Genomic DNA, 20,199 nt, shown 5'->3' with positions numbered 1-20,199 from the left:
ATAGCATTGTTTAATGTACTTGGTTAGAAAAGTGCCAAAATATTTTTGCTGTGGCAAAAATATTCAAACACAGACAGGAGTCAATGCTTGTTCGCTTTTTCGTTACACGTTTGTTGTAATGTTTGCATATAACTGTATTGCTTTCAAAGCAGTTTATTCTTTTCTGTACTGTTTTTATTGGTTCTAAATAACCCATATTATTGTTCACACCTACTCTCCTTCCACAACAATTACGGCATCGGGTTCGTCCTCCTTTTTTTGAATACCTGACAATAACAGCACATTGTTTTGCAACTGCACGGTAACCGGTTGCTGATTTTTTAGCCAATAAATTCGGCTGATATGGGTAAACGGAAATTGCGGCAAGCGTATTTCAGACACACTATCTGATAGCACATGCACAAACACCTTACCGTTAGTTTTGGTAATGGCACCCCAGTTTTGCGGACGCAAATACCCTCCCTGTGTACCATAAATACTACTGCCGTATGTTTGCAGCCATTGGCCCATATAGGCCAACCGCTCCTGAAATTCAAGTTGTACTGCTCCATTAGGCATAGGGCCAATATTCAATAAAAAATTAGCCCCCAAACCTGCTGCCCGTACCAAATAATGCACTAACTGAGCGGTTGATTTATAATTGGTATCGGCCAAATTAAAGCCCCATGAATCATTAATGGTTTCGCAGGTTTCTAATGGCAAATGCGATACAGACGCACCACCAAAACCACTGGTATTGCCGCCGGGTAAATCTTTTTCAAACATTTGAAAATCCTCGCCGGGCTGGGGTTGCATGTGGTGGTTATTACCAATTAAACAGGCGGGTTGCAAGCTGTGTATCAAGCTGTAAATTTCATTCAAATGCCAGTCAATGGCAGGCCGTTTGTTTTTATCTGTATCATTTTTTAACTGATCCCAATACCCGTCAAACCAAATACCGGCCACCGGGCCATATTGGGTTAATAATTCGGTTAACTGGTTTTTCATGAATTGAATATAATGGTTCCAATCTCCTTGTTTGGTTCTTCCAGTACCCTTCCCGGTTCGGCCGGTAGTCCACGAATAATCTTCTCTTCTCCAGTCTAATAAGGAGTAATAAAAAAATAAGGGCATACCCTGTGCATGGCAGGCGTCTGCTATCATTTTCACAATATCCTTGTGGTAGGGTGTATTCATAATATTAAAATCCGACTGCCGGGTATTCCACATGCTAAACCCATCGTGGTGGCGGGTAATAAGGGTAATGTATTGCATACCTGCCTCTTTTGCCATCTTCACCCAAGCATTGGCATCAAAATCAATAGGGTTAAAGAAATCCATTAAACGGGTATAATTTTTTACGGTAATGTTGCGGTTATTCATCACCCATTCTCCGGCGCCCGGAATACTAAATGGCCCCCAATGAATAAACAAACCAAATTTGGCATCCTGAAACCATTGCCGGGCTTTGAGGTTTTGGGGAGAAGGTTGATAGGTTGCTGCCGATTGTGCCGAAGCCGACAAGCAACAAAAAAAAGCTATCCCAATTAGGATGGTTTTATACATATTAAAATTTTAAGTGGTGGTAAGCAACAAGCCAAATTAAATAAACCCGACCATAAAACAATGAACCGGCTTTGGCTTAAAGTTAGCGGTAAAATGTCAAAACAACCAAATGATGGTTGGGCTTTGAAATGTGTTTTGCAAGTACTAAACAGGCAGATAAGCCATAGATAAGCCGCTCATGAGCCACTACTGATAAGCCACTGAAAAGCCGCATTATTATTAAGCGGTTTATTTGTGCTTTACTGCCAAAATATACTAAACTCAAGGCAGGATGAATAGATAAAAAAGATGGGTAAACACAAAACGAATACCTGTGCATCAACACATTGTTTTTGGGTTACATTACTTTGTACATTTTAGAGGCCGAATTAATATAATCGAGTGGATCGAAAGCTTTATCGAATGTGTCTTCTAATTCATTCAATTTGTTTTGAAGTGCTGTCATTTTTCCGCCAATGTCAGGATCGTCCTTATACTTGTTGAATACATCAGCATATTTAGCAATATTCTCATTGATGCGAAAAGTAAGTTGCCCGAAACGCATTTTCAATGATTGAATCGCCATCATTTCATTGTACACATTTTCCTTCCAATCTTTAGGTGTTTTGCTTTTTTGTTCTGCCACATAATCGCTGGCTTTTTGGCGTAATGCGGTTAAATACTGGTATCTTTTTTCTGCATCACTTTCCTGAGAAAAATTTTGATTAAAATCGTCGGCATCTACCTGTAACATATTCAGGTTTTTTTCGAGCGATTTACTGTATAGTTTTTGCAGATTATTCAGCTCATCGGTAATTAATTTCCATTCATGTTCCACTTCACTTTTATCATAATCAAACTGACCAACTTTGGCAGTAAGTGTAATCATTTTTTCACTTTCTGTTCTAAGCTCTTTTTCTTTTTTACCTAATGAATTAACATAGGTTGACATGCCGGAAAACAATACGGAAGAAATTGGACCCACCACCGGAACGGCCTGTGCAGCCAACCCTGAAAAATTTAATAAGTTATTACTGACCGTAAGCATCGATTCTTTTTGCTTATTGGCTTTTACAAAATCTTTAAATTGATTAAACCACTTGGTATAACCGGCATAATTCATGGGGTTGCCGGCATCAGTTAATTGCGTAAAAAATTCACGAGTGGTATTAAATAATATCAATGGCTTAATTTCTCTTTGCATGGAAACTAAGTTTACAATAGCACTTTGGTAATTGGCCTGGTAAATATTCATTTCATTCAGGTCTTGCGCCTTTTGTTTATCTTCCAATGCCTGAACCCGCTCTACCAGCTTATCGGCTTTTACTTTTACACTGGTGGTTACTTTAATAGCACTATCTAAATTATCTACTCTTTCATTAATGTGCAGAATAGTAGAATCAAACACCTGATTTTTCTTTTCTAAATTTTGCTGAATATCATTGAGTATTTTTTCGCGGAGTAATTTTTCGTTGGTTAAAGAATCGGTTATCTGGCAGTTGGCTGCAATTGTTATTGCCATTAAAAAGAGCATTATTGAAATATGTTTCATAAAAGATGAATTAAATTAAATATGAAATTATAAAATGCTTATTGTATTTAAAATTAACAACATAAAGAAACGATAAAAGCAAAGTTGTTGTATGAATAACAGATTAGGAGTTGATTAAAAAATTGGGGGAACCCCCTTATTTGTTTAAGTGAAGATTTTTTAACAAAATTTTGCAACCGCTATGAATTGGTTAACAAAATTTTGATACTGCTTCTAACTTTTAAGATTGTTTCTTTTATAGGGTAACTGGTGAAAATTGATTTTCCTTGAAACAATCTACAGAACTTTAATTTTACTTTGATACTTCTTCAACGTAAATTGTGTATGCTTCTGCAAGTTAAAATAATTAAATTAATTTGTATATTATAATTTTGTAATACACATGAACAATACCAACTACAACGTACCTCAAAGCAATCATTTCTACAAAAAATTATCATCAGTTCATATAACAAACAAAACATAAGAAATATCAACATTATGGAAGTACAGAAGCATCTTGAGAAATTATATAATTGATGCGTTGAGCCGTAAAAGTTGAATCGAGTTCGTTCAACCTTTGCAACGGTTTCCCAATATATTTTTCATAACTTCTTAAAAAGCTGCCATTGCTCATGTTTTTAAATGTTATCAATTCTATTGAGATGATTTCGTAAGGTATTTTTGCACCAAACCAGTGTTTATCGTTTTGTTGGCTCCAGGTTACAAAACACAATTTTGAACCGGGCGGATATTGCTTTGCTGCATTTGACCTTGCATAATCAACGGCTATATCATTTCCGTACAATATTGATTGGGTATTCTTAGCATGATTGGTTGATGAGGTTACTACTTTCCATTTAAGTGGATTGAATGAAATTGAATCAATCCGGGAAGCAGAAATATTGATTAGAGTATCCACTTTATTTTCAGTACGACCGCAACTTAGTAGCAATAAAAAAATTAAATATACACTATATGCTTTTTTCATATTTTTTATTTAAAAGTTAAAGGCATGGTAAACACAAAGTCATTATTTTTCATAGGCTGGTGACAACCCATACATTCAGTTGTGAATAATTTGTTCTTCCCATAAGGCAACAAAGAAACACCCTTCCATCTTGCAAAACCCCAACCATGCGTTGATGCATACTTTCGAGCATCTTTAATCATAAATTCAACTTGTATAAATTGTCCGGCATGTACATTACCTAAAGAGTCTCTAACCTGTGCCCAGGCAGCTTTAGCAAAAATAGTTCCATCAGGCCATGGATTAATATTTTTATTTGAAATTGCTTTTACAGCAATGTCATTCCCAAAAATAATCCGCATCGTTCCATTATCTAACCTATCGGTTGAACTAATAGCTTTCCAGTTTTTGTATGCAGGGATAAATTCTATACCATTTGGCGAAGGTGCTGTTGCAAAATTCAAAGCCTGATGTTGCAACCAGTTATTATATTGCCTATTTGCACTATTTATAACTGAAGAATCGGAGGGATTGTTTGTTATAAGAGTAGAAAGATATTTTTCAATTTCAGATACTTCGCTTGAACTTACTTTTGAGCCCGGATGAATTTTTTCATAAGAACCTAATGGCATTGTACCAAATTGAATTTGGTTGAGAGATTCGAATAACACACCTTTTTGTACTGTCTTAGGAATACTGTCCCACCGAGAAAAATTTAAATATTGCCTGCCTGTTTTAACATGTTGAGCAACCAACCAGTAAGCAGGTTGAATTTTATCAAACCACGAAAGATTGGTTTCATTTGAATGACAATCGTAACAGGCCTTTTTAAAAATTTGCTTCAAGGCAGGGTTCAATGAAAGATCATTGCTTTGGCTTGAAATTTCTAATTTTGGTTTGATAAACTGGATAGCTAAAAAAATAAATATAATTATAAATAGTGTTATCCTAAACAATTTATTTTGAAATAAATGTTTCATAATTACTTTTTTACTAAGTTAAAAAAAATTTTAAACCCAATTGTATATTTGATACTTTATTACTAATACTATAAATATTGCTTAAATTTGTTTAGCAGTTTGATTAGTATAATAATATTATTAATTCCAAATTTATTACATCAATTACATCAATTATTATACTATTTTTAATTTAACAGTTTACAGTATAAAAATTTAAATCAATTATTATGTTTGATTTCAGACTTCAGGTTTTTCATGCTGTTGCCAAGCGCCTCAACTTTACAAAGGCAGCAGATGAATTGTTTATTACACAGCCGGCAGTTACCAAACATATTCACGAAATAGAACACTACTTTAAAATAAAACTTTTTGACAGAAATGGAACAAAAATAAAGTTAACGCCTGCAGGAGAAACCTTATTACAACATACTGAACAACTGTTTGCCATTTACCGTACTCTAGAATTTGAAATGAACACACTATCGCAAAGCCATACCGGGAAATTACGTTTAGGGGCTAGTACTACCGTTGCACAATATGTTTTACCACCAGTATTAGCCGCATTTCATAAAAAATTTCCTGAGATCACAATTACCTTACTGACCAATAATACCGAGCAAATTGAATTGGCTTTACAAGAAAAGGTGATTGATATAGGAATTATTGAAGGTCAAAAAAAGAAATCTTATATAAAATATACTGAGTTTGTTAAAGATGAAATTGTACTGGTATCCCATATCAACAACCCATTGGCAAAAAAACTAACCATTCAACCTGAGGAATTAAAAAAAATTCCTTTACTATTAAGAGAACCGGGTTCAGGTACGCTCGAAGTAATTGCACATGCCCTAAAGCCATTAGGTATTAAAATTTCACAATTAAAAAGTGAAATGCAATTAGGCAGTACAGAAAGCATGAAGCTTTATTTAATGCATAGTAACTGCATGGCATTTCTTTCTATTCATTCGGTTTTAAAGGAATTGCAAAACAAAGATTGCTGTATTATAGATATAAAAGGATTAAGCATTGAACGTTTTTTTTATTTTATACAACAGCAGGGTCCTGCTGAAAAACTAGCCGAACTGTTTGTGAAATTCGCTAATTTTCATTCGGTCAGATAGTGTCAGTTCTATTTGAAGATTTAAATAGTCTGACTTACTATTTAATCTTTAACCTGGCTGTTAACAACACTCCCATATTATACAATTTTATTTTTCCTACCCCAATACCATTAATCGGCAATTGAAAGAATGGCTCGGCCTGAATTGAAAAACGGGATGAAATATTTTTTTCTGCTATTGCCGACAAATTTATGGAAGAAAAATAATGCTGGCTATTATTTACAAAACTAGCAGTTCGGGTGGTATCGTTACCAGATGGTCCTTTAAAATAAAACTGATATTGTTCCCGCTTCATAAAGTATGTGGAAGATCCAACGGATACAAATAAGCTCCCTGTTTTAAAAGTCTTAACTTTGAAAGCAACACTTAATGGAATTTCGATGACACTGCAATCAGCCTTAATATTTTTAAAGACAACACCTGATGCCCAGCTGCCTGTAGGGGCATGATAATCTTCATTCCGTGCTGCATAATTCTTTTGCTGCTGCATTATACTTCCGCGCACAGCCCATTTTTTCCCCAAAGTATATTGCAGCCCAATACCATAAACTGGTTCTATTGTTCCAAGTGCAGCAAGCCTGGTACCATTGGTCTGCATTCCGGATATAGCCATTAGGGAAAGTTCATTGTTTTTACTTATTTTACTTACTGATTTTGATAATTTGTTTTCAGTAAAACTGTTAGCATTTTGTTTGTCTTTACTTTCTACATTCTTATTTTGCTTCTTGAATTCTGAAATTTCAACAATAGGTTCTGGTTTCATTGTATCAGTACCAATCTTATTATTCTTTGAAACAAACCCAGATTTTCGTTCCTCATCAACTACTTTAAGATGATTATTAATTTTTGGTGCTGCATTGATTGTTACAATTGCAGTAGTTGAACTGTTGCCTGTATTATTCAATACCTCATCACTTTTAATGAAATTTTTCTGTTGGGTGAATACCTGAGTATTGTTTAGTTTGTGGGAAGAATTTGTTATTGGGATATTATAGATGCCCTTCCGGTTTATTCGTTTCATTGTTTCTGGTACAATTTTATGTATTGCAGGTGTATTGCTTGTACCATATTGCGCTTCATTTAATTTTAATTTGCCATTCATTTGCCCAGGTTCAGTAGTTGGTTTAAGAAACGAATTTGGTTTGTTCTTTTGATACTGTTGTTCAATTACAGATGCTTCTTTATTTTGAAATTTACTTTGAATTAAAATAGCATGATAGTGGTTATAAATAAAAAAAATGGAAGATAGTCCAACCAGAAAAAGGGGTATCCAAAAAAATAAAGGGAGTATCCGCCGTTTATTTTGCGGTAATTCCTTATCTAGCAATGCCTCCATCTTTTTCCATTCGTTTTCCTCAAACAATGGTACATTGTTTTGCATGGCCTTTTTAATTTTATCATCAAAGTCTTCAATCCACATAGCTTGTTTTTTATGTTAAATGAGGCAATAATACCTTTTGAAGAAATGCTCTGGCCTTCGATAAATTAGACTTAGAAGTTCCTTCAGAAATATTCAGATATGCTGCCACCTCTTTATGACTCAATCCGTCTACCACATAAAGATTGAATACAAGCCTGTAACCTGGCGGAAGGGTTTTTATTGCTTTCACAATCTCATCATGAGACATTTTATCCAGACCAGTTTCAATTACATGAGTAACTTCTTCATATTGTACATCCAATTCAGTAAAAACTGCTTCTTTCTTTTGTTTTCTGTAATAGTCAATGGCTGTGAAAATCATAATCTTTTTAAGCCAGGCTGTGAATGTCGGAATCACAATTTGAGAATCGGTACTGAAATGGTACAGTTCTTTAAAAATTTTTAAAAAGCCATCATGTACTGCTTCTACAGCCTCTTCATGATTATTTACGTATTTATAACATATAGACATGGCAAGACCGTAGTAAGAAGCATATAATTTTTCCTGACTTCTCCTATCGTTCTTTTTACATCCATCAAGGCATTCTATTAAATCTTCCTTTGTAAGCAAGTATTAATGCTTTATGTACATAATCGCAAAAATATAACATTTAGTTGCCCCATTCTTGCATTTTAATTTCCACAATAAAAGGAGCAAACTATCTTTCTAAAAGCATCTAACACATTTCAAACCATTAAAGCTAAATTTTTTTTGAAAGGATGATATACTTTTCCTAATGAACTTAAAATAAAATAATTGAACTCCCTGCCTGTATTAAAGAAAAATTAAAATATAGGCATTACTAAAATTTTTTAGAGAGGCAACCTTATCTAATGTTTTTTCGATGTTTAGCAAACAGTTGATTGTATTAAATGTAAAAGTTAAAAAATACTTTTTAAAAAAACATGTTGAAAATGTTTATATAATTATTTCTGCTAAACATTTTGCGGTTCTTCAACAGCAATAATGCAAAAAATACAAAAAAATATATTCAAACTGAATGAGTAAAAAATATCTGACAAAAAAGCAGGAGAAGTTAATCTCAATCATATAGTTTCAATATATCAATTTTATGTATTTAAATAATAATATATTTTTTTATGCAAAATATATTCAATAAGTATAAACAATTTTACATTAAGAAAAAGCAATTTGTTTAATGATATGAATTTTTTATGATACAAATTTATACATTACCTGAAGTTATTGACCATCATTTTTTTCAATTTAATTACAATTCATTTAAAGATAAGCTTTGTATTCTTAAAAACAAAGAAATCAATATGAAAGAAACAGCACAAGCAGCCACAACACCAAAAAAGGTTAAGGGTATATTAGACCGAAGTATCACTACAAGAGAAGTTATTTTTTTATTAGCGGTTGTATTTTGTTTATCACCTTTTATTTCTCCACCAATTGCATTATTAATGGGTTTAGTAATTGCTCAGTTTATTGGGCATCCATATTTACACCTCAATCATAAAGCAACACATATATTATTACAAATTTCAGTAGTGGGTTTAGGTTTTGGAATGAATGTAAGTAGTGCCTTAAAGGCTGGAAAAGAGGGTGTTTTATTTACTATTGTATCAATAACAGGAACTTTAATCATTGGTTTTTTAATGGGTAAATTTTTAAAAATAGAGAAGAAAACCTCTTATCTCATTTCTACTGGTACTGCTGTTTGTGGAGGCAGTGCAATCGCTGCTATTTCCCCCGTTATTAAAGCACAAGAGAAACAAATATCTGTTGCACTTGGCACTATTTTTATTTTAAATTCTATTGCATTATTTCTCTTCCCTATTATTGGCCATGCCCTGAATTTGTCTCAAACTCAATTTGGTATGTGGTGTGCTATTGCAATACATGATACAAGCTCTGTTGTTGGAGCGGCAAATAAATATGGATCGAATGCATTAGAAGTAGCTACAACCGTAAAATTAGCAAGAGCGCTTTGGATTATACCAGTTGCATTTTTATCTGCATTTGCATTTAACTCAAAATCAGGAAGCATCAAAATCCCATGGTTTATTGGCCTGTTTGTTCTTGCAATGATTGCAAATACATACCTGCCCTTGGGCACCTATTTTAGTAGATACATTGTATATATTGCTAAATCAGGCTTAACTCTCACTTTATTTTTAATTGGATGTGGCTTATCGAGAAAAGTATTGGTGTCAGTAGGTTTTAAGCCGCTTATCCAGGGAATTGTGCTATGGGCAATTATTTCTGTAGCTGCACTCTGGGCTGTTACAATGTTAGCTTAAATTAATAAATTATTATTTAGAAATTTTTTTAAACAATCAAACTCAAATGAAAATGAAAACAATCAAATCAAAATCCTTCACTTTAATTTTAAAAGGAGGTATTACGCTTCTTGCTATTGGATTAATTATTACCGGCTGCAAAAAAAGTTCACAAGGTTATGGTACGCCACAACTTCCTGTAACAGGGTTACAGAATTTTAATCAGGTTAACCTTGTGGCCAATACCACTGCCTATAATGCATTGCGAGTAGACACCATTCTGCAGGATGCATGGGGTATTTCATTTAGTCCTGCAGGTAATATCTGGTTAAGTGCCAATGTTACCGGATATGCCCCTGTGTACGACAAGGAGGGCAATCAATTATTATCACCTGTAGCTATTCCTTCACCCAATAGTGCTACTGGCGGGCATATAACAGGACAGGTTTTTGCCGGTAGTTCTAACTTTATGCTGCCCAATGGCTCTCCTGCCATATTTATTTTTGCAAGCCAGGATGGAATTATTTCCGGTTGGAACAAAGGCAACCTGACACATGCTATTACCAAAATAAACAATTCTGTAACCGCCTCCTACTTTGGCCTTGCGTTAGCCACTAATATGGGTAGTAACTATTTGTATGCTGCAAATTTTAAAAAAGGTACTATCGATGTTTTTGATAATAATTGGAATAGTGTTAATATAAATTTTACAGATCCTAATTTGCCTGCGCAGTATTCGCCATTTAATGTTCAAACAATCGACAATCAATTGTATGTCTTATATGCAAAAGTTGGTCCTGATGGAAACGAAGTGCACGCCAGTGGTTTAGGCATTGTTGATATATTCAACCCCGATGGAACATTTGTAAAACGCTTGGTTTCAAATGGAGGACAATTGAATTCGCCTTGGGGGATTGCAAAAGCACCCGGCAGTTTCTTTGGTGCAGACTCTACTAGTTATGCCAATACTATTTTAGTAGGAAATTTTGGCGATGGACATATTAATGCGTATAAAAATGATGGTACGTATTTAGGGCAATTACAGTCAAAAGGACAACCATTGGTAATTGATGGTTTGTGGGCACTTTCATTCCCACCCGTAACAGCAACTACAATTGACCCTACTCGTCTTTATTTTGAGGCAGGGCCAAATTATGAAAAAGATGGATTATTTGGGTATATAAAAAAATAGTTGTCTTCAATATTATTAATCAACTCGAAACCCCGGTTTACTACAAACCGGGATTTTGTTTTAAAGCATAAATGCAATACATAATATTGTTAAATTGACTTACCTGTTAAATTTAAATTTCTATTCAAAAAGAACCGCATCATCCTTATTACTAAAAGTTATTGACTATCTGAATTAGTGATTTCATTTGTGTTTTTTTTCTACCGAAATTTGTATTATAAAATTTATGAAAATGAAAAAAATCACAACGGCAGTACCAAAGAAAATTTTTCTTTCTGCCAACGAAAATAAAATAACTGATATCCAAGTGAATGATGAGTTTGATTTTAATAAAAAGAAGCAATCAAACGACATAACATTGAATGTAGGATTTGGCGAGAGTATTCTTAGAGTTTTCATTGCAATTTTTATGCCTTGGCCATTTATGTTTATTAATCATACTCTATTATTATATATTACACCTCTTATGTTTTATTTTTTTATAAGTGGCTTATTACATTTTTGTATAGTCAAGTATACCTGGAAGCGTTGGATAAAAAAAGATATTGAACCTGTTATATGTGACTTTGCTTTAGAGTTACATATACCAGTAGAAACAATATAAAACATCAATATAAGTTAGTAAATTCTTTGTTATGAAAAAAAATTGGTTTCCTCTGGTATTAGTGATTATTATAGCATTTGTGCTTATCAATAAAGTAATTAATGGATTAGAGGCGAAAAAGGAGGAAGAAAATAAAATAGCAGCACTTCTAAATTCAGAACCTATAGATACAGTTTGGAGAGGTTGGAATAAATACCAGATTCCTATAGATAGTGATAGCGGAAAATTAATTTGGTATGGATACGAACTCATTTCCAATACTGCTTATTATTTGGGTCCGAAAGGTATTATAGCACAAACTACCAACGGGATGAATTGTCAGAATTGTCATTTAGCAGGGGGAACAGTGCCTTATGGAAATAACTTTGGTAAAGTTTATGCTACTTATCCACAATTTAGGGCACGCAACAACGGTATGCAAACCATTTATGATAGAGTAAACGATTGTTTTGAAAGAAGTTTAAATGGTAAGTCAATGGATTCAAGTACTCTCGAAATGCATGCTATCTATGCTTATATGAAATGGCTGGGTAAAGGTATACCTAAAGGTGTAAAAAGAGGAGGAACCAGTTTAATGAAATTAAAATATCTTGACAGGGCCGCCAGTCCCGAACAGGGGATGAAAGTATATATGGCTAATTGCCAAAGCTGCCATGGGCACAATGGAGAAGGTCAACCAAATATTGAAGGCACTGGTTATACTTATCCTCCACTTTGGGGTAAACATAGCTACAATGATGGTGCTGGTTTATACAGAATCAGCAGCTTTGCCTCATTTGTTAAAAACAATATGCCATTTGGAACTGACTATCATCATCCAAAATTAACCAATGAGGAAGCATGGGATGTAGCTGCTTTTGTTAATAGCCAATCAAGGCCTCATAAAGATCAAAGTATGGATTGGAAAAATATTAATAAAAAACCCATTGACTTTCCCTTTGGTCCTTATTCTGATACATTTAGTGAAAAACAACACAAATTTGGTCCATTCCAACCAATTAAAGCAGCAAGATTAACTGCAGCAACACAATAACTGAATAAAAAGTTATAGCATTACTAATTTATAGTTTTTGCATTAAAATTATTATATATATTTTATCAAGTTTATTTTAAAAATTTTTAAAAGACAAGTACTATTTCATTATTTTTTATTTATTCATCATAAAAACACCTATCATGAAACAATTATCAACATTTTTACTGGGCTTTGTATTACTCATTACAACCGCCTTTGCGCAGACAAACGAGAAGAATAATGCTCTGGAAAAAAACAGAGCTTTTACCGGCGCTAAAGCTACCCTGAAACATTACAATGCTATTTATCAGCTGGATAATAATGATCCTAAAATTATTCAAAAGGCATTCAGAAATATTAATAATGCATTAAATGACCCAAGGCTTTTGGGAAAAATACAAATTGAATTGATTGCTTTTGGCGGCGGTACAGATGCCTATCTGAAAGGGAGCCCATATGAAAACGATTTAAAAAATATGGTTGAGAAAGGGGTTATTGTAGCCCAGTGTAATAATACGTTAAAAGAAAGAAAAATAAGCCGCGATCAGTTGTATGATTTTATAGGGATTGTACCCAGTGGTAATGGTGAACTAATTATCCGACAGGCGGAAGGTTGGTCAATTGTAAAACCATAAAACATAATTTTTCTTTTAGTAAAACAAATATTCTAAAAATTAAACAACTTACAATGAAAAAAATATTAATATTTATCGCAGTTTTCGCTTTTATAATGAATGAAGGATTTACCCAAGATCATCGTTTTGATCCTCCTTGGAATACACCACCTAAAAGTAAAGTAATGTTTACTATTCCGGGTGTAGACAATGTACCCGATTTATTTGGAGATATCAACAATCCACAACTCGTAGTTTTTTTTGCAGGAAATCAGTTTATGTGTCTCGACGATTTGATTGCCGCATTCAAAAAACAATATCCACAATACCAACGGATATTTGCAGAAACTTTGCCTCCTGGTATTTTAGCAAAACAAATTGAAGGGGGTTCGATTACAATTGGTAATATGCGCATTACCCTGCAACCGGATGTTTACACTGCAGGTAAAACCCGAATAGATAAAATGGTAAACTATTTTGTTGATACAACCGCCTACGCATATAACAAATTAGCAATAATGATACCAAAGGGGAATCCTAAAAATATCCATGGACTGAAAGATTTGGGAAGAAAAGACATAAAAGTAAGTATGCCTAATCCTGAATGGGAAGGTATAGGTAGACGCATTGAGGAGGCATATGTTAAAGCAGGCGGAGTTGCTTTAAAAAATGAAATTATGGATGTAAAAGTAAAGAACCAAACCACCTATTTAACACAAATTCATCACCGCCAAACACCTATGCGCATATTATACGCTCAGAGCGATGCCGGTCCTGTTTGGTATTCTGAAGCTTATTATCAACAAATGATAAATCATCCAATTGAAATGGTAACAATTCCTGATAATGAAAACATTACTGCAACTTATATGGCAGGGCTAATGAAAAATGCACCCCATAAACAGGCCGCAAAAGATTTCATGACTTTTTTAACCAGCCCAACTGCAAAAACAATTTATAGAAAATATGGATTTACTACAAAATAAGTAAGCAAATGAAAGCAAAATTTATAATAATATCAGTTTATTGTTTGTTTGCACCAATGCTTATATGGGCACAAACTAATGATACCTTAATGATTTATGGTCCGGGTGGGCCGGCCGCTGCCATGAAAGAATGTGCCGGCTTATACACACAGAAATATTCAACACCAATAAAAATTATAGCTGGCCCTGAAGGAAAATGGATAAATGATGCTTATAAAAACGCGGATATAATATTTGGTGGTGCAGAATACATGCTGACTCAATTTGATAAGAATCATCCCGGGTTAATCAACAATGCTACACGAACCGAACTATATAAACGGGCTGCCGGTATATTGGTTCGTCCTGGCAATCCCCAAAAAATACATTCCCTTAAAGACCTGACTTTGCCTGGAGTAAAGATACTTGAAGTAATTGGCGCCGGACAATTGGGTATGTGGGAAGATTTAGCCGGGAAACAAAATATTATTGGAGACATTCAAAAAAATATTAAAGGCGCTGCAGCAAATACAGCATTAGCCATTGATATGTGGAAGAAAGATGATAGATTTGATGCCATAATAATTTTCTCGTCCTGGTACTACAGATTAAAAGATGTAGCATCGCTTGTTACAATACCACCCTCACAAACTGTTTACCGGGGTACTCCCATTGCTATCACTTCTATCACTAAACAAAAGCAAAATGCAGCACATTTTATACAATTTCTTTTATCAGAAGAAGGCCATAACGTTTTTAAAAAATGGGGATGGGAGTAATATAAATGCTTATTTTAATTAAAAAATAATGACATGTTTAAAAAAAAATTTCAAATAGCCAAAATATTCGTTATTGGATTTATTGCAATAACAATTAATACTATAATATTAAAAGCTGCTCCCCTGCTACATATAGAAGCTGAAAGTGGCGGATTGCTGAAATTATTTATTTTGAAAACCCGGACATTTTTAAATCCGGGTTTATTATTATATTTAAAAAGTTTTATTTTTTTCATTATATTTCATTATGCTACCGGCATGGCTATGGTATTATTTTATGTCCTCATAAATAAAAAGTTTCTACCCGGCAAAGGTCTTGTAAAGGGGAGTATTTTTTCTCTAATCCCATGGTCTATAAATGCTTTTATTGTACTGCCACTTTTAGGACAGGGCATTGCTGGTATAAACAGTATTTCAACAGCCGGTATTGTATATTTTTTTATAGCCAACTGGGCATTTGGAGCTATCTTAGGCCTGCTATTTGAAAAAGTTTAAGCGCTCCAAATGTATATTTATATACAAAAATTTATAATTTAATTATATCGCATATAAATCAATCATTTATACTATTATAATTAATCAATAATTTATACTATTTTTTCATAATTTTATTAAATTAAAAAAATAAACTAAACAATTGCATTGGTAATAAATATATGCTAATATACTTTCCATAAATATTTTGGCTGTTTTAGCATTTACTGATAATGAAGCCTTATCAAAACGGACTGCTATATTTTGTTTTATCTTTTTGTTTATCTTCACAACAAAACACAAAACGATATTCCAACAAAATATACAATAAGCTTATGAAAAAACTACTTATAATTCTTTTTTTGTTTACTTCTTGCATGCTGCATGCTCAAGTAAATAAACCTAAAACTGTTGAATACACACTTAATATTGCTGATACTACAGTTAATTATACTGGCAAGAGGGTAAAAGCAATTGCTGTAAATGGCTCTATTCCAGCTCCTACACTGTATTTCACTGAAGGTGATACCGCAGTAATACATGTGCATAATGAAATGAATGTATCAACTTCAGTACACTGGCATGGAATATTGTTACCTAACCTCATGGATGGTGTTCCTTATTTAACCACACCACCTATTGAACCGGGAAAAACTTTCACCTTCCGTTTTCCGCTTATACAATCTGGAACTTATTGGTATCACTCGCATACAATGCTGCAGGAACAAAGTGGCTTATATGGATCGATAGTTATTCAACCTATAAAAAAAAGATATCAGGTAGATGGGGAATTGGTTCTGGTACTATCTGACTGGACAAATGAAAAGCCTGCTTCTGTTTTAACAACCTTGAAAAGAAGAGATGCTGCTAATGAATATTATGCATTAGAAAAAGGCTATCCCCAGAGCCTTGATAAATTATTAAAACACCATGCGTGGGGCGAAAGGCTAAAAGCAGCTTATAACAGAATGCCTCCGATGGATATTTCTGATGTTTATTATAACAGATTTTTCATTAATGGAAATACTGAATCAGACTTCTCAAAATATAAACCCGGACAAAAAATAAGATTAAGGGTTATTAATGGATCAGCATCCTCCTATTTTTATTTGCAGTATGCAGGCGGTAAAATGGAATTGATTGCTGCCGATGGGGTAGATGTTCAACCCGTTTTCATTGACCGCTTGTTGATGGGGGTTGCTGAAACCTATGATTTCATTATAACGGTTCCTACAAATGGTGCTTACGAATTTCGTTCAACAGCTATTGATGTTACTGGCCATGCTTCTGTATTTATAGGGCAGGGTAATAAAATAATGGCTCCTGATATTCCAAAACCTAATGTATGGAAAATGAGTGAAACCATTCATCATTTAACTGTAAATATGCCAGGCAGAATGAATATGGGCAATATGAATATGCGCTTGAAAAAACGAGGACATATGGGTAATATGCCAATGGACAAACAGATGATGGGAAGCAGTAAAAAAGAAATGGTTCAACAGGATAACCCTATGCAAAAAACTTCCGTGGAAAAAAAGGTGAATCAAAACATGGATATGCCGGCAATGAGTGCAGTTAAGTCAGATACAACTGGTAAATTCATAATGTTTAATTATGATATGCTCAAATCTTTTACACCAACAAACTTACCACAGGGAAAACCAACCAGGGAAATTACACTGAACCTAACCGGAAATATGTACAGGTATGTATGGTCAATAAATAACAAAACAATTTCACAACAAGACTCAATTGCGGTAAAGAAAGGAGAAAATGTAAGGCTGATACTTGTTAATAAAACCATGATGAACCATCCTATGCACCTTCATGGTCACTATTTCCGTGTTCTTAACAAAAATGGCGATTACTCTCCATTAAAACACACCGTAGATGTGCCCCCAATGACAACGGTGGTAATAGAATTTGCCGCAAATGAAGATAAAGACTGGTTTTTTCATTGCCATATCTTGTATCATTTGGCAAGTGGAATGGCACGTTACATACATTATGAAGGTAGTGAAAGAGATACTGCCCTGGCTAACTATCCGCTGAAAAAAATATTAAATGAAGATAAACAATGGTTTTTTTATGGCAGTTTAGCAGCAAAAAGCATGATGACAGAATTTAATGCCAATTATATTAATATGTCAAATGCAATTAGAACAGAAGCCAATACCAACTATAATGGCCAATACGAAATAAACCTAAGTTATGAAAGATATATTACAAATTGGTTTAGACCTTATATAGGCGTTGCCACTGTAAGACAAAAATATTATAATGTTTTTAGTGGGAAAGAAATTTTTCAACAAGAATTTGATTTGCCCGTAGTAGGCATAAGATATACCCTCCCTTTCTTTATCGAATCTGACCTTCGAATAAATTCTGCAGGCAGGGTTCGACTTCAATTAGAAAGTGATGAATGGCTGCTGCCACATGTTTTTTTTAATTGGCGTATCAATACAGATAAGGAATATCACCTTGACCTACAGTATCTTTTAAGTAAGTATATTTCACTATCGGGTGGGTATGATTCAAGGTATCAATGGGGAGGAGGATTATTAGTCAGATTTTAAAAAATAAACTTTCAGAAATTGAGGAATTATTATAGCATAATTGCTATTTTGTTTCGTAAACGAAATGAAGTTATTTGATTATCATAGTTTATTGTTTTGAATTGCAAGAAGATATCTGCATTGATATTTTGCATTTGGATACCTAAAACACCTCTTTCACCACATTGCGTATTACTTTAGGTTTACCCAAAGTATAGTAATGCAATACCGGCACACCGGCAGCTTTCAGTTCTTTTGATTGTTGAATTAACCAGGTAGTGCCAATTGTTTCTACCTCGGCATCTGTTTTACAATTTAAAATAGTATTTGATAAATCAGTGGGAATATCTACATGAAAAATTCTGGGCAATACGGTTAATTGTTTTTTAGAAGTAATGGGTTTTAATCCCGGAATAATGGGCACCTGAATACCCATTGCCCTGCAGGCTTTTACAAAAGCAAAAAACTTTTGGTTATCGAAGAACATTTGGGTCATAATATAATCGGCGCCAGCTTCAACTTTTTCTTTTAAAAACTGCAAATCGGTATCTAAGTTGGGTGCTTCAAAATGTTTTTCAGGATAGCCTGCGGTGCCAATGCAAAAATTAGTTTTACCACCATCGCGAATATCTTCATCAATGTATATACCGTGGTTTAAGTTCACCACCTGCTTTTGTAAATCAATGGCATGTGCATGTCCATCTGGCTCCGGCTCAAAACTGGTTTCATTTTTAGCTGCATCGCCCCGTAATACCAACACATTATCAATACCCAGAAAATTCAAATCAATTAAAGCATCTTCACTTTCGCGTTTGGTAAAGCCGCCACAAATTAAATGTGGCACTGTATCTATTTTATAATGGTTCATAATGGCAGCGCAAATGCCCACGGTACCGGGTCTTTTGCGTACTTCTACTTTTTCAAACGAGCCATCGGCTTTTTTCTTAAACATACTTTCGCTACGGTGGTAGGTAACATTGATCCAAGAAGGCTTAAACTCCATGAGCGGATCTAAATGATCATATAACGAAGTAATGGTTTTTCCTTTCAAGGGTGGTAATACTTCAAAAGATAGTAAGGTGCTTTTGGCCTGTTGAATGTGTTCAGTTACTTTCATTTGTTTAGGTGTATGGTAGCGTTGCTATTAAAAATCACGAATCTTTTAGCGCATTGGCAGGATAAGCTTTTTGACTTGCCGGCTTATCATGAACCGCTAAAATATTTGCAAACATAGCATCAAAGCAATAAAAAACCGCTTCCTTTACCAGAAAGCGGTTGATTTAATATCAAAATATTACACAATTAATCGCGGTAATGTAAAGCAGGCTTTCTATTGCCCAATAATGCTTTGTACTGGTAGTTGCCTTTGGCTTGCACAAATTCTTTTTTAGCTGCATCAATCAAAGCCGGGCTTTGGTATAAATCAATGGCTGTTAATGCCAATGTTTTAGCGGCTACCATCATGCCTTTGGTGCCAATTTCAGTTCCGCCACAGGCAGTGGCCTGCCAGCTATGCGCAGGAGTGCCTGGAATCCAGGTAGCAGCCCTTAGGCCAACGGTGGGCACTGCATAGCTTACATCGCCTACATCAGTTGAGCCGCCGCCAGCATCTTCCTGTTCTTTCAATGGTTTAATGGTAGCAGCCGACTCAATGGGTGGTACGGTAAAATTAAAAGTGGCCTGTAATTTTTTACCGAATGCTACTTCATCAGGCGTATAAGTAACACCGCCCACTTGTTCTAAATCGGCTTGCATAACTGTAGCCAGGGTTTTATTCAACAACAAATCGTGTGTGCCGCCAATAATTTCATAATCCATGGTTGTGCCGGTGCCCAATGCTGCACCCTGCCCGGCCTTTACCAACCTGTCGAAAATAGATTTTACCTGCTCTTTATTGGGGTGGCGCACATAATAATACACCTCAGCAAAATCGGGTACCACATTGGGCGCCTTGCCGCCATTGGTAATAATGTAGTGAATACGGGTTTCCTGAGGCACGTGTTCCCGCATCATATTGGCCATATAATCCATAGCCTCAACGGCATCTAAAGCAGAGCGGCCTTTTTCGGGCGATGCTGCAGCGTGTGCAGCAATACCATGAAACCTGAATTTAGCAGAGATATTGGCTAATGCACTGGTCATGGTTACACCATTTTCTGCGCCGGGATGCCAGTGCAATACCACATCTACCCCATTGAATAACCCTGCACGCACCATATACAC

General features: G+C 34.6%; 18 protein-coding genes. 10 read left to right on the top strand and 8 right to left on the bottom strand.

The annotated features are described in order from the left end of the window. Nucleotides 1–210: 210 nt before the first annotated feature. The 4 genes from A0F92_RS07805 to A0F92_RS07790 form a co-directional block, all read right to left on the bottom strand. Nucleotides 211–1,545 carry an alpha-L-fucosidase gene (locus tag A0F92_RS07805; RefSeq protein WP_167516920.1) on the bottom strand — a complete coding sequence of 445 codons (1,335 nt, stop codon included), beginning with the start codon at nt 1,543–1,545 and terminating at the stop codon, nt 211–213. Nucleotides 1,546–1,882: 337 nt separating this feature from the next. Beyond that, a complete protein-coding gene (locus A0F92_RS07800) occupies nt 1,883–3,076 on the bottom strand; it encodes a hypothetical protein (protein ID WP_068243888.1) in 1,194 nt (397 codons plus the stop codon). Nucleotides 3,077–3,554: 478 nt separating this feature from the next. Then, nucleotides 3,555–4,046, bottom strand: a complete 492-nt coding sequence (locus A0F92_RS07795) for a hypothetical protein (protein ID WP_068243885.1) — start codon at nt 4,044–4,046, stop codon at nt 3,555–3,557. Nucleotides 4,047–4,051: 5 nt separating this feature from the next. After that, complete coding sequence (locus A0F92_RS07790) at nt 4,052–5,005, bottom strand: heme-binding domain-containing protein (protein WP_068243883.1); 954 nt, start codon at nt 5,003–5,005, stop codon at nt 4,052–4,054. 209 nt (nt 5,006–5,214) lie between these two features. Here A0F92_RS07790 and A0F92_RS07785 point away from each other — a divergent pair, with 209 nt between their 5' ends. Continuing rightward, nucleotides 5,215–6,108: a LysR family transcriptional regulator gene (locus A0F92_RS07785; protein WP_068243879.1), complete on the top strand. Its 894-nt coding sequence runs from the start codon at nt 5,215–5,217 to the stop codon at nt 6,106–6,108. 37 nt (nt 6,109–6,145) lie between these two features. Here A0F92_RS07785 and A0F92_RS07780 read toward each other — a convergent pair whose 3' ends face one another. Together A0F92_RS07780 and A0F92_RS07775 are read right to left on the bottom strand one after the other, a co-directional pair. Next, complete coding sequence (locus tag A0F92_RS07780; protein WP_167516919.1) at nt 6,146–7,489, bottom strand: hypothetical protein; 1,344 nt, start codon at nt 7,487–7,489, stop codon at nt 6,146–6,148. A gap of 49 nt (nt 7,490–7,538) precedes the next feature. Next, on the bottom strand, nt 7,539–8,099 hold the full coding sequence (locus tag A0F92_RS07775; protein ID WP_068243873.1) for an RNA polymerase sigma factor: 561 nt from the start codon (nt 8,097–8,099) through the stop codon (nt 7,539–7,541). 605 nt (nt 8,100–8,704) lie between these two features. Between A0F92_RS07775 and A0F92_RS07770 the strand changes: the two genes are divergently transcribed. The 9 genes from A0F92_RS07770 to A0F92_RS07730 all read left to right on the top strand — a co-directional run bounded on the left by A0F92_RS07770 (nt 8,705) and on the right by A0F92_RS07730 (nt 17,997). Continuing rightward, nucleotides 8,705–9,796 carry a YeiH family protein gene (locus A0F92_RS07770; protein ID WP_253810265.1) on the top strand — a complete coding sequence of 364 codons (1,092 nt, stop codon included), beginning with the start codon at nt 8,705–8,707 and terminating at the stop codon, nt 9,794–9,796. 52 nt (nt 9,797–9,848) lie between these two features. After that, nucleotides 9,849–10,967, top strand: coding sequence for a TIGR03118 family protein (locus A0F92_RS07765; RefSeq protein WP_068244007.1), 1,119 nt, complete (start codon nt 9,849–9,851; stop codon nt 10,965–10,967). Nucleotides 10,968–11,199: 232 nt separating this feature from the next. Then, nucleotides 11,200–11,571 (top strand): hypothetical protein, encoded by a 372-nt coding sequence (locus A0F92_RS07760; protein WP_167516918.1) that lies wholly within the window; start codon nt 11,200–11,202, stop codon nt 11,569–11,571. A 31-nt stretch (nt 11,572–11,602) separates the two neighbouring features. After that, nucleotides 11,603–12,604, top strand: a complete 1,002-nt coding sequence (locus A0F92_RS07755; RefSeq protein WP_167516917.1) for a c-type cytochrome — start codon at nt 11,603–11,605, stop codon at nt 12,602–12,604. A gap of 143 nt (nt 12,605–12,747) precedes the next feature. Then, nucleotides 12,748–13,221: a DsrE family protein gene (locus A0F92_RS07750; protein ID WP_068243868.1), complete on the top strand. Its 474-nt coding sequence runs from the start codon at nt 12,748–12,750 to the stop codon at nt 13,219–13,221. Nucleotides 13,222–13,274: 53 nt separating this feature from the next. Further along, a complete protein-coding gene (locus A0F92_RS07745) occupies nt 13,275–14,186 on the top strand; it encodes a molybdate ABC transporter substrate-binding protein (protein WP_068243867.1) in 912 nt (303 codons plus the stop codon). 8 nt (nt 14,187–14,194) lie between these two features. Further along, a complete protein-coding gene (locus A0F92_RS07740; RefSeq protein WP_068243866.1) occupies nt 14,195–14,944 on the top strand; it encodes a substrate-binding domain-containing protein in 750 nt (249 codons plus the stop codon). A gap of 33 nt (nt 14,945–14,977) precedes the next feature. Next, the gene (locus A0F92_RS07735; protein ID WP_068243863.1) at nt 14,978–15,439 is read left to right on the top strand and encodes a hypothetical protein; all 462 of its coding nucleotides are present in this window, start codon (nt 14,978–14,980) and stop codon (nt 15,437–15,439) included. Between the two features lie 314 nt (nt 15,440–15,753). After that, nucleotides 15,754–17,997, top strand: a complete 2,244-nt coding sequence (locus A0F92_RS07730) for a multicopper oxidase domain-containing protein (RefSeq protein WP_068243995.1) — start codon at nt 15,754–15,756, stop codon at nt 17,995–17,997. A gap of 142 nt (nt 17,998–18,139) precedes the next feature. On the opposite strand, the gene A0F92_RS07725 is transcribed toward A0F92_RS07730, so the two are convergent. Together A0F92_RS07725 and A0F92_RS07720 are read right to left on the bottom strand one after the other, a co-directional pair. Then, a complete protein-coding gene (locus A0F92_RS07725; protein WP_068243859.1) occupies nt 18,140–19,093 on the bottom strand; it encodes a methylenetetrahydrofolate reductase in 954 nt (317 codons plus the stop codon). A 185-nt stretch (nt 19,094–19,278) separates the two neighbouring features. Continuing rightward, a partial coding sequence (locus A0F92_RS07720; protein WP_167516916.1) for a peptidase dimerization domain-containing protein occupies nt 19,279–20,199 on the bottom strand: 921 nt, incomplete at its 5' end.

The sequence above is a fragment of the Hydrotalea flava genome, assembly GCF_001623405.1.
Classification (GTDB): domain Bacteria; phylum Bacteroidota; class Bacteroidia; order Chitinophagales; family Chitinophagaceae; genus Hydrotalea; species Hydrotalea flava.
This window is presented reverse-complemented; position numbering and strand designations above follow the sequence as displayed.

What these genes read in the sequence shown, in the direction of transcription:
- A0F92_RS07805 (WP_167516920.1), bottom strand. Translation starts at nt 1,545, where the DNA reads ATGTATAAAACCATCCTAATTGGGATAGCTTTTTTTTGTTGCTTGTCG.
- A0F92_RS07800 (WP_068243888.1), bottom strand. Translation starts at nt 3,076, where the DNA reads ATGAAACATATTTCAATAATGCTCTTTTTAATGGCAATAACAATTGCA.
- A0F92_RS07795 (WP_068243885.1), bottom strand. Translation starts at nt 4,046, where the DNA reads ATGAAAAAAGCATATAGTGTATATTTAATTTTTTTATTGCTACTAAGT.
- A0F92_RS07790 (WP_068243883.1), bottom strand. Translation starts at nt 5,005, where the DNA reads ATGAAACATTTATTTCAAAATAAATTGTTTAGGATAACACTATTTATA.
- A0F92_RS07785 (WP_068243879.1), top strand. Translation starts at nt 5,215, where the DNA reads ATGTTTGATTTCAGACTTCAGGTTTTTCATGCTGTTGCCAAGCGCCTC.
- A0F92_RS07780 (WP_167516919.1), bottom strand. Translation starts at nt 7,489, where the DNA reads ATGCAAAACAATGTACCATTGTTTGAGGAAAACGAATGGAAAAAGATG.
- A0F92_RS07770 (WP_253810265.1), top strand. Translation starts at nt 8,705, where the DNA reads ATGATACAAATTTATACATTACCTGAAGTTATTGACCATCATTTTTTT.
- A0F92_RS07765 (WP_068244007.1), top strand. Translation starts at nt 9,849, where the DNA reads ATGAAAACAATCAAATCAAAATCCTTCACTTTAATTTTAAAAGGAGGT.
- A0F92_RS07760 (WP_167516918.1), top strand. Translation starts at nt 11,200, where the DNA reads ATGAAAAAAATCACAACGGCAGTACCAAAGAAAATTTTTCTTTCTGCC.
- A0F92_RS07755 (WP_167516917.1), top strand. Translation starts at nt 11,603, where the DNA reads ATGAAAAAAAATTGGTTTCCTCTGGTATTAGTGATTATTATAGCATTT.
- A0F92_RS07750 (WP_068243868.1), top strand. Translation starts at nt 12,748, where the DNA reads ATGAAACAATTATCAACATTTTTACTGGGCTTTGTATTACTCATTACA.
- A0F92_RS07745 (WP_068243867.1), top strand. Translation starts at nt 13,275, where the DNA reads ATGAAAAAAATATTAATATTTATCGCAGTTTTCGCTTTTATAATGAAT.
- A0F92_RS07740 (WP_068243866.1), top strand. Translation starts at nt 14,195, where the DNA reads ATGAAAGCAAAATTTATAATAATATCAGTTTATTGTTTGTTTGCACCA.
- A0F92_RS07735 (WP_068243863.1), top strand. Translation starts at nt 14,978, where the DNA reads ATGTTTAAAAAAAAATTTCAAATAGCCAAAATATTCGTTATTGGATTT.
- A0F92_RS07730 (WP_068243995.1), top strand. Translation starts at nt 15,754, where the DNA reads ATGAAAAAACTACTTATAATTCTTTTTTTGTTTACTTCTTGCATGCTG.
- A0F92_RS07725 (WP_068243859.1), bottom strand. Translation starts at nt 19,093, where the DNA reads ATGAAAGTAACTGAACACATTCAACAGGCCAAAAGCACCTTACTATCT.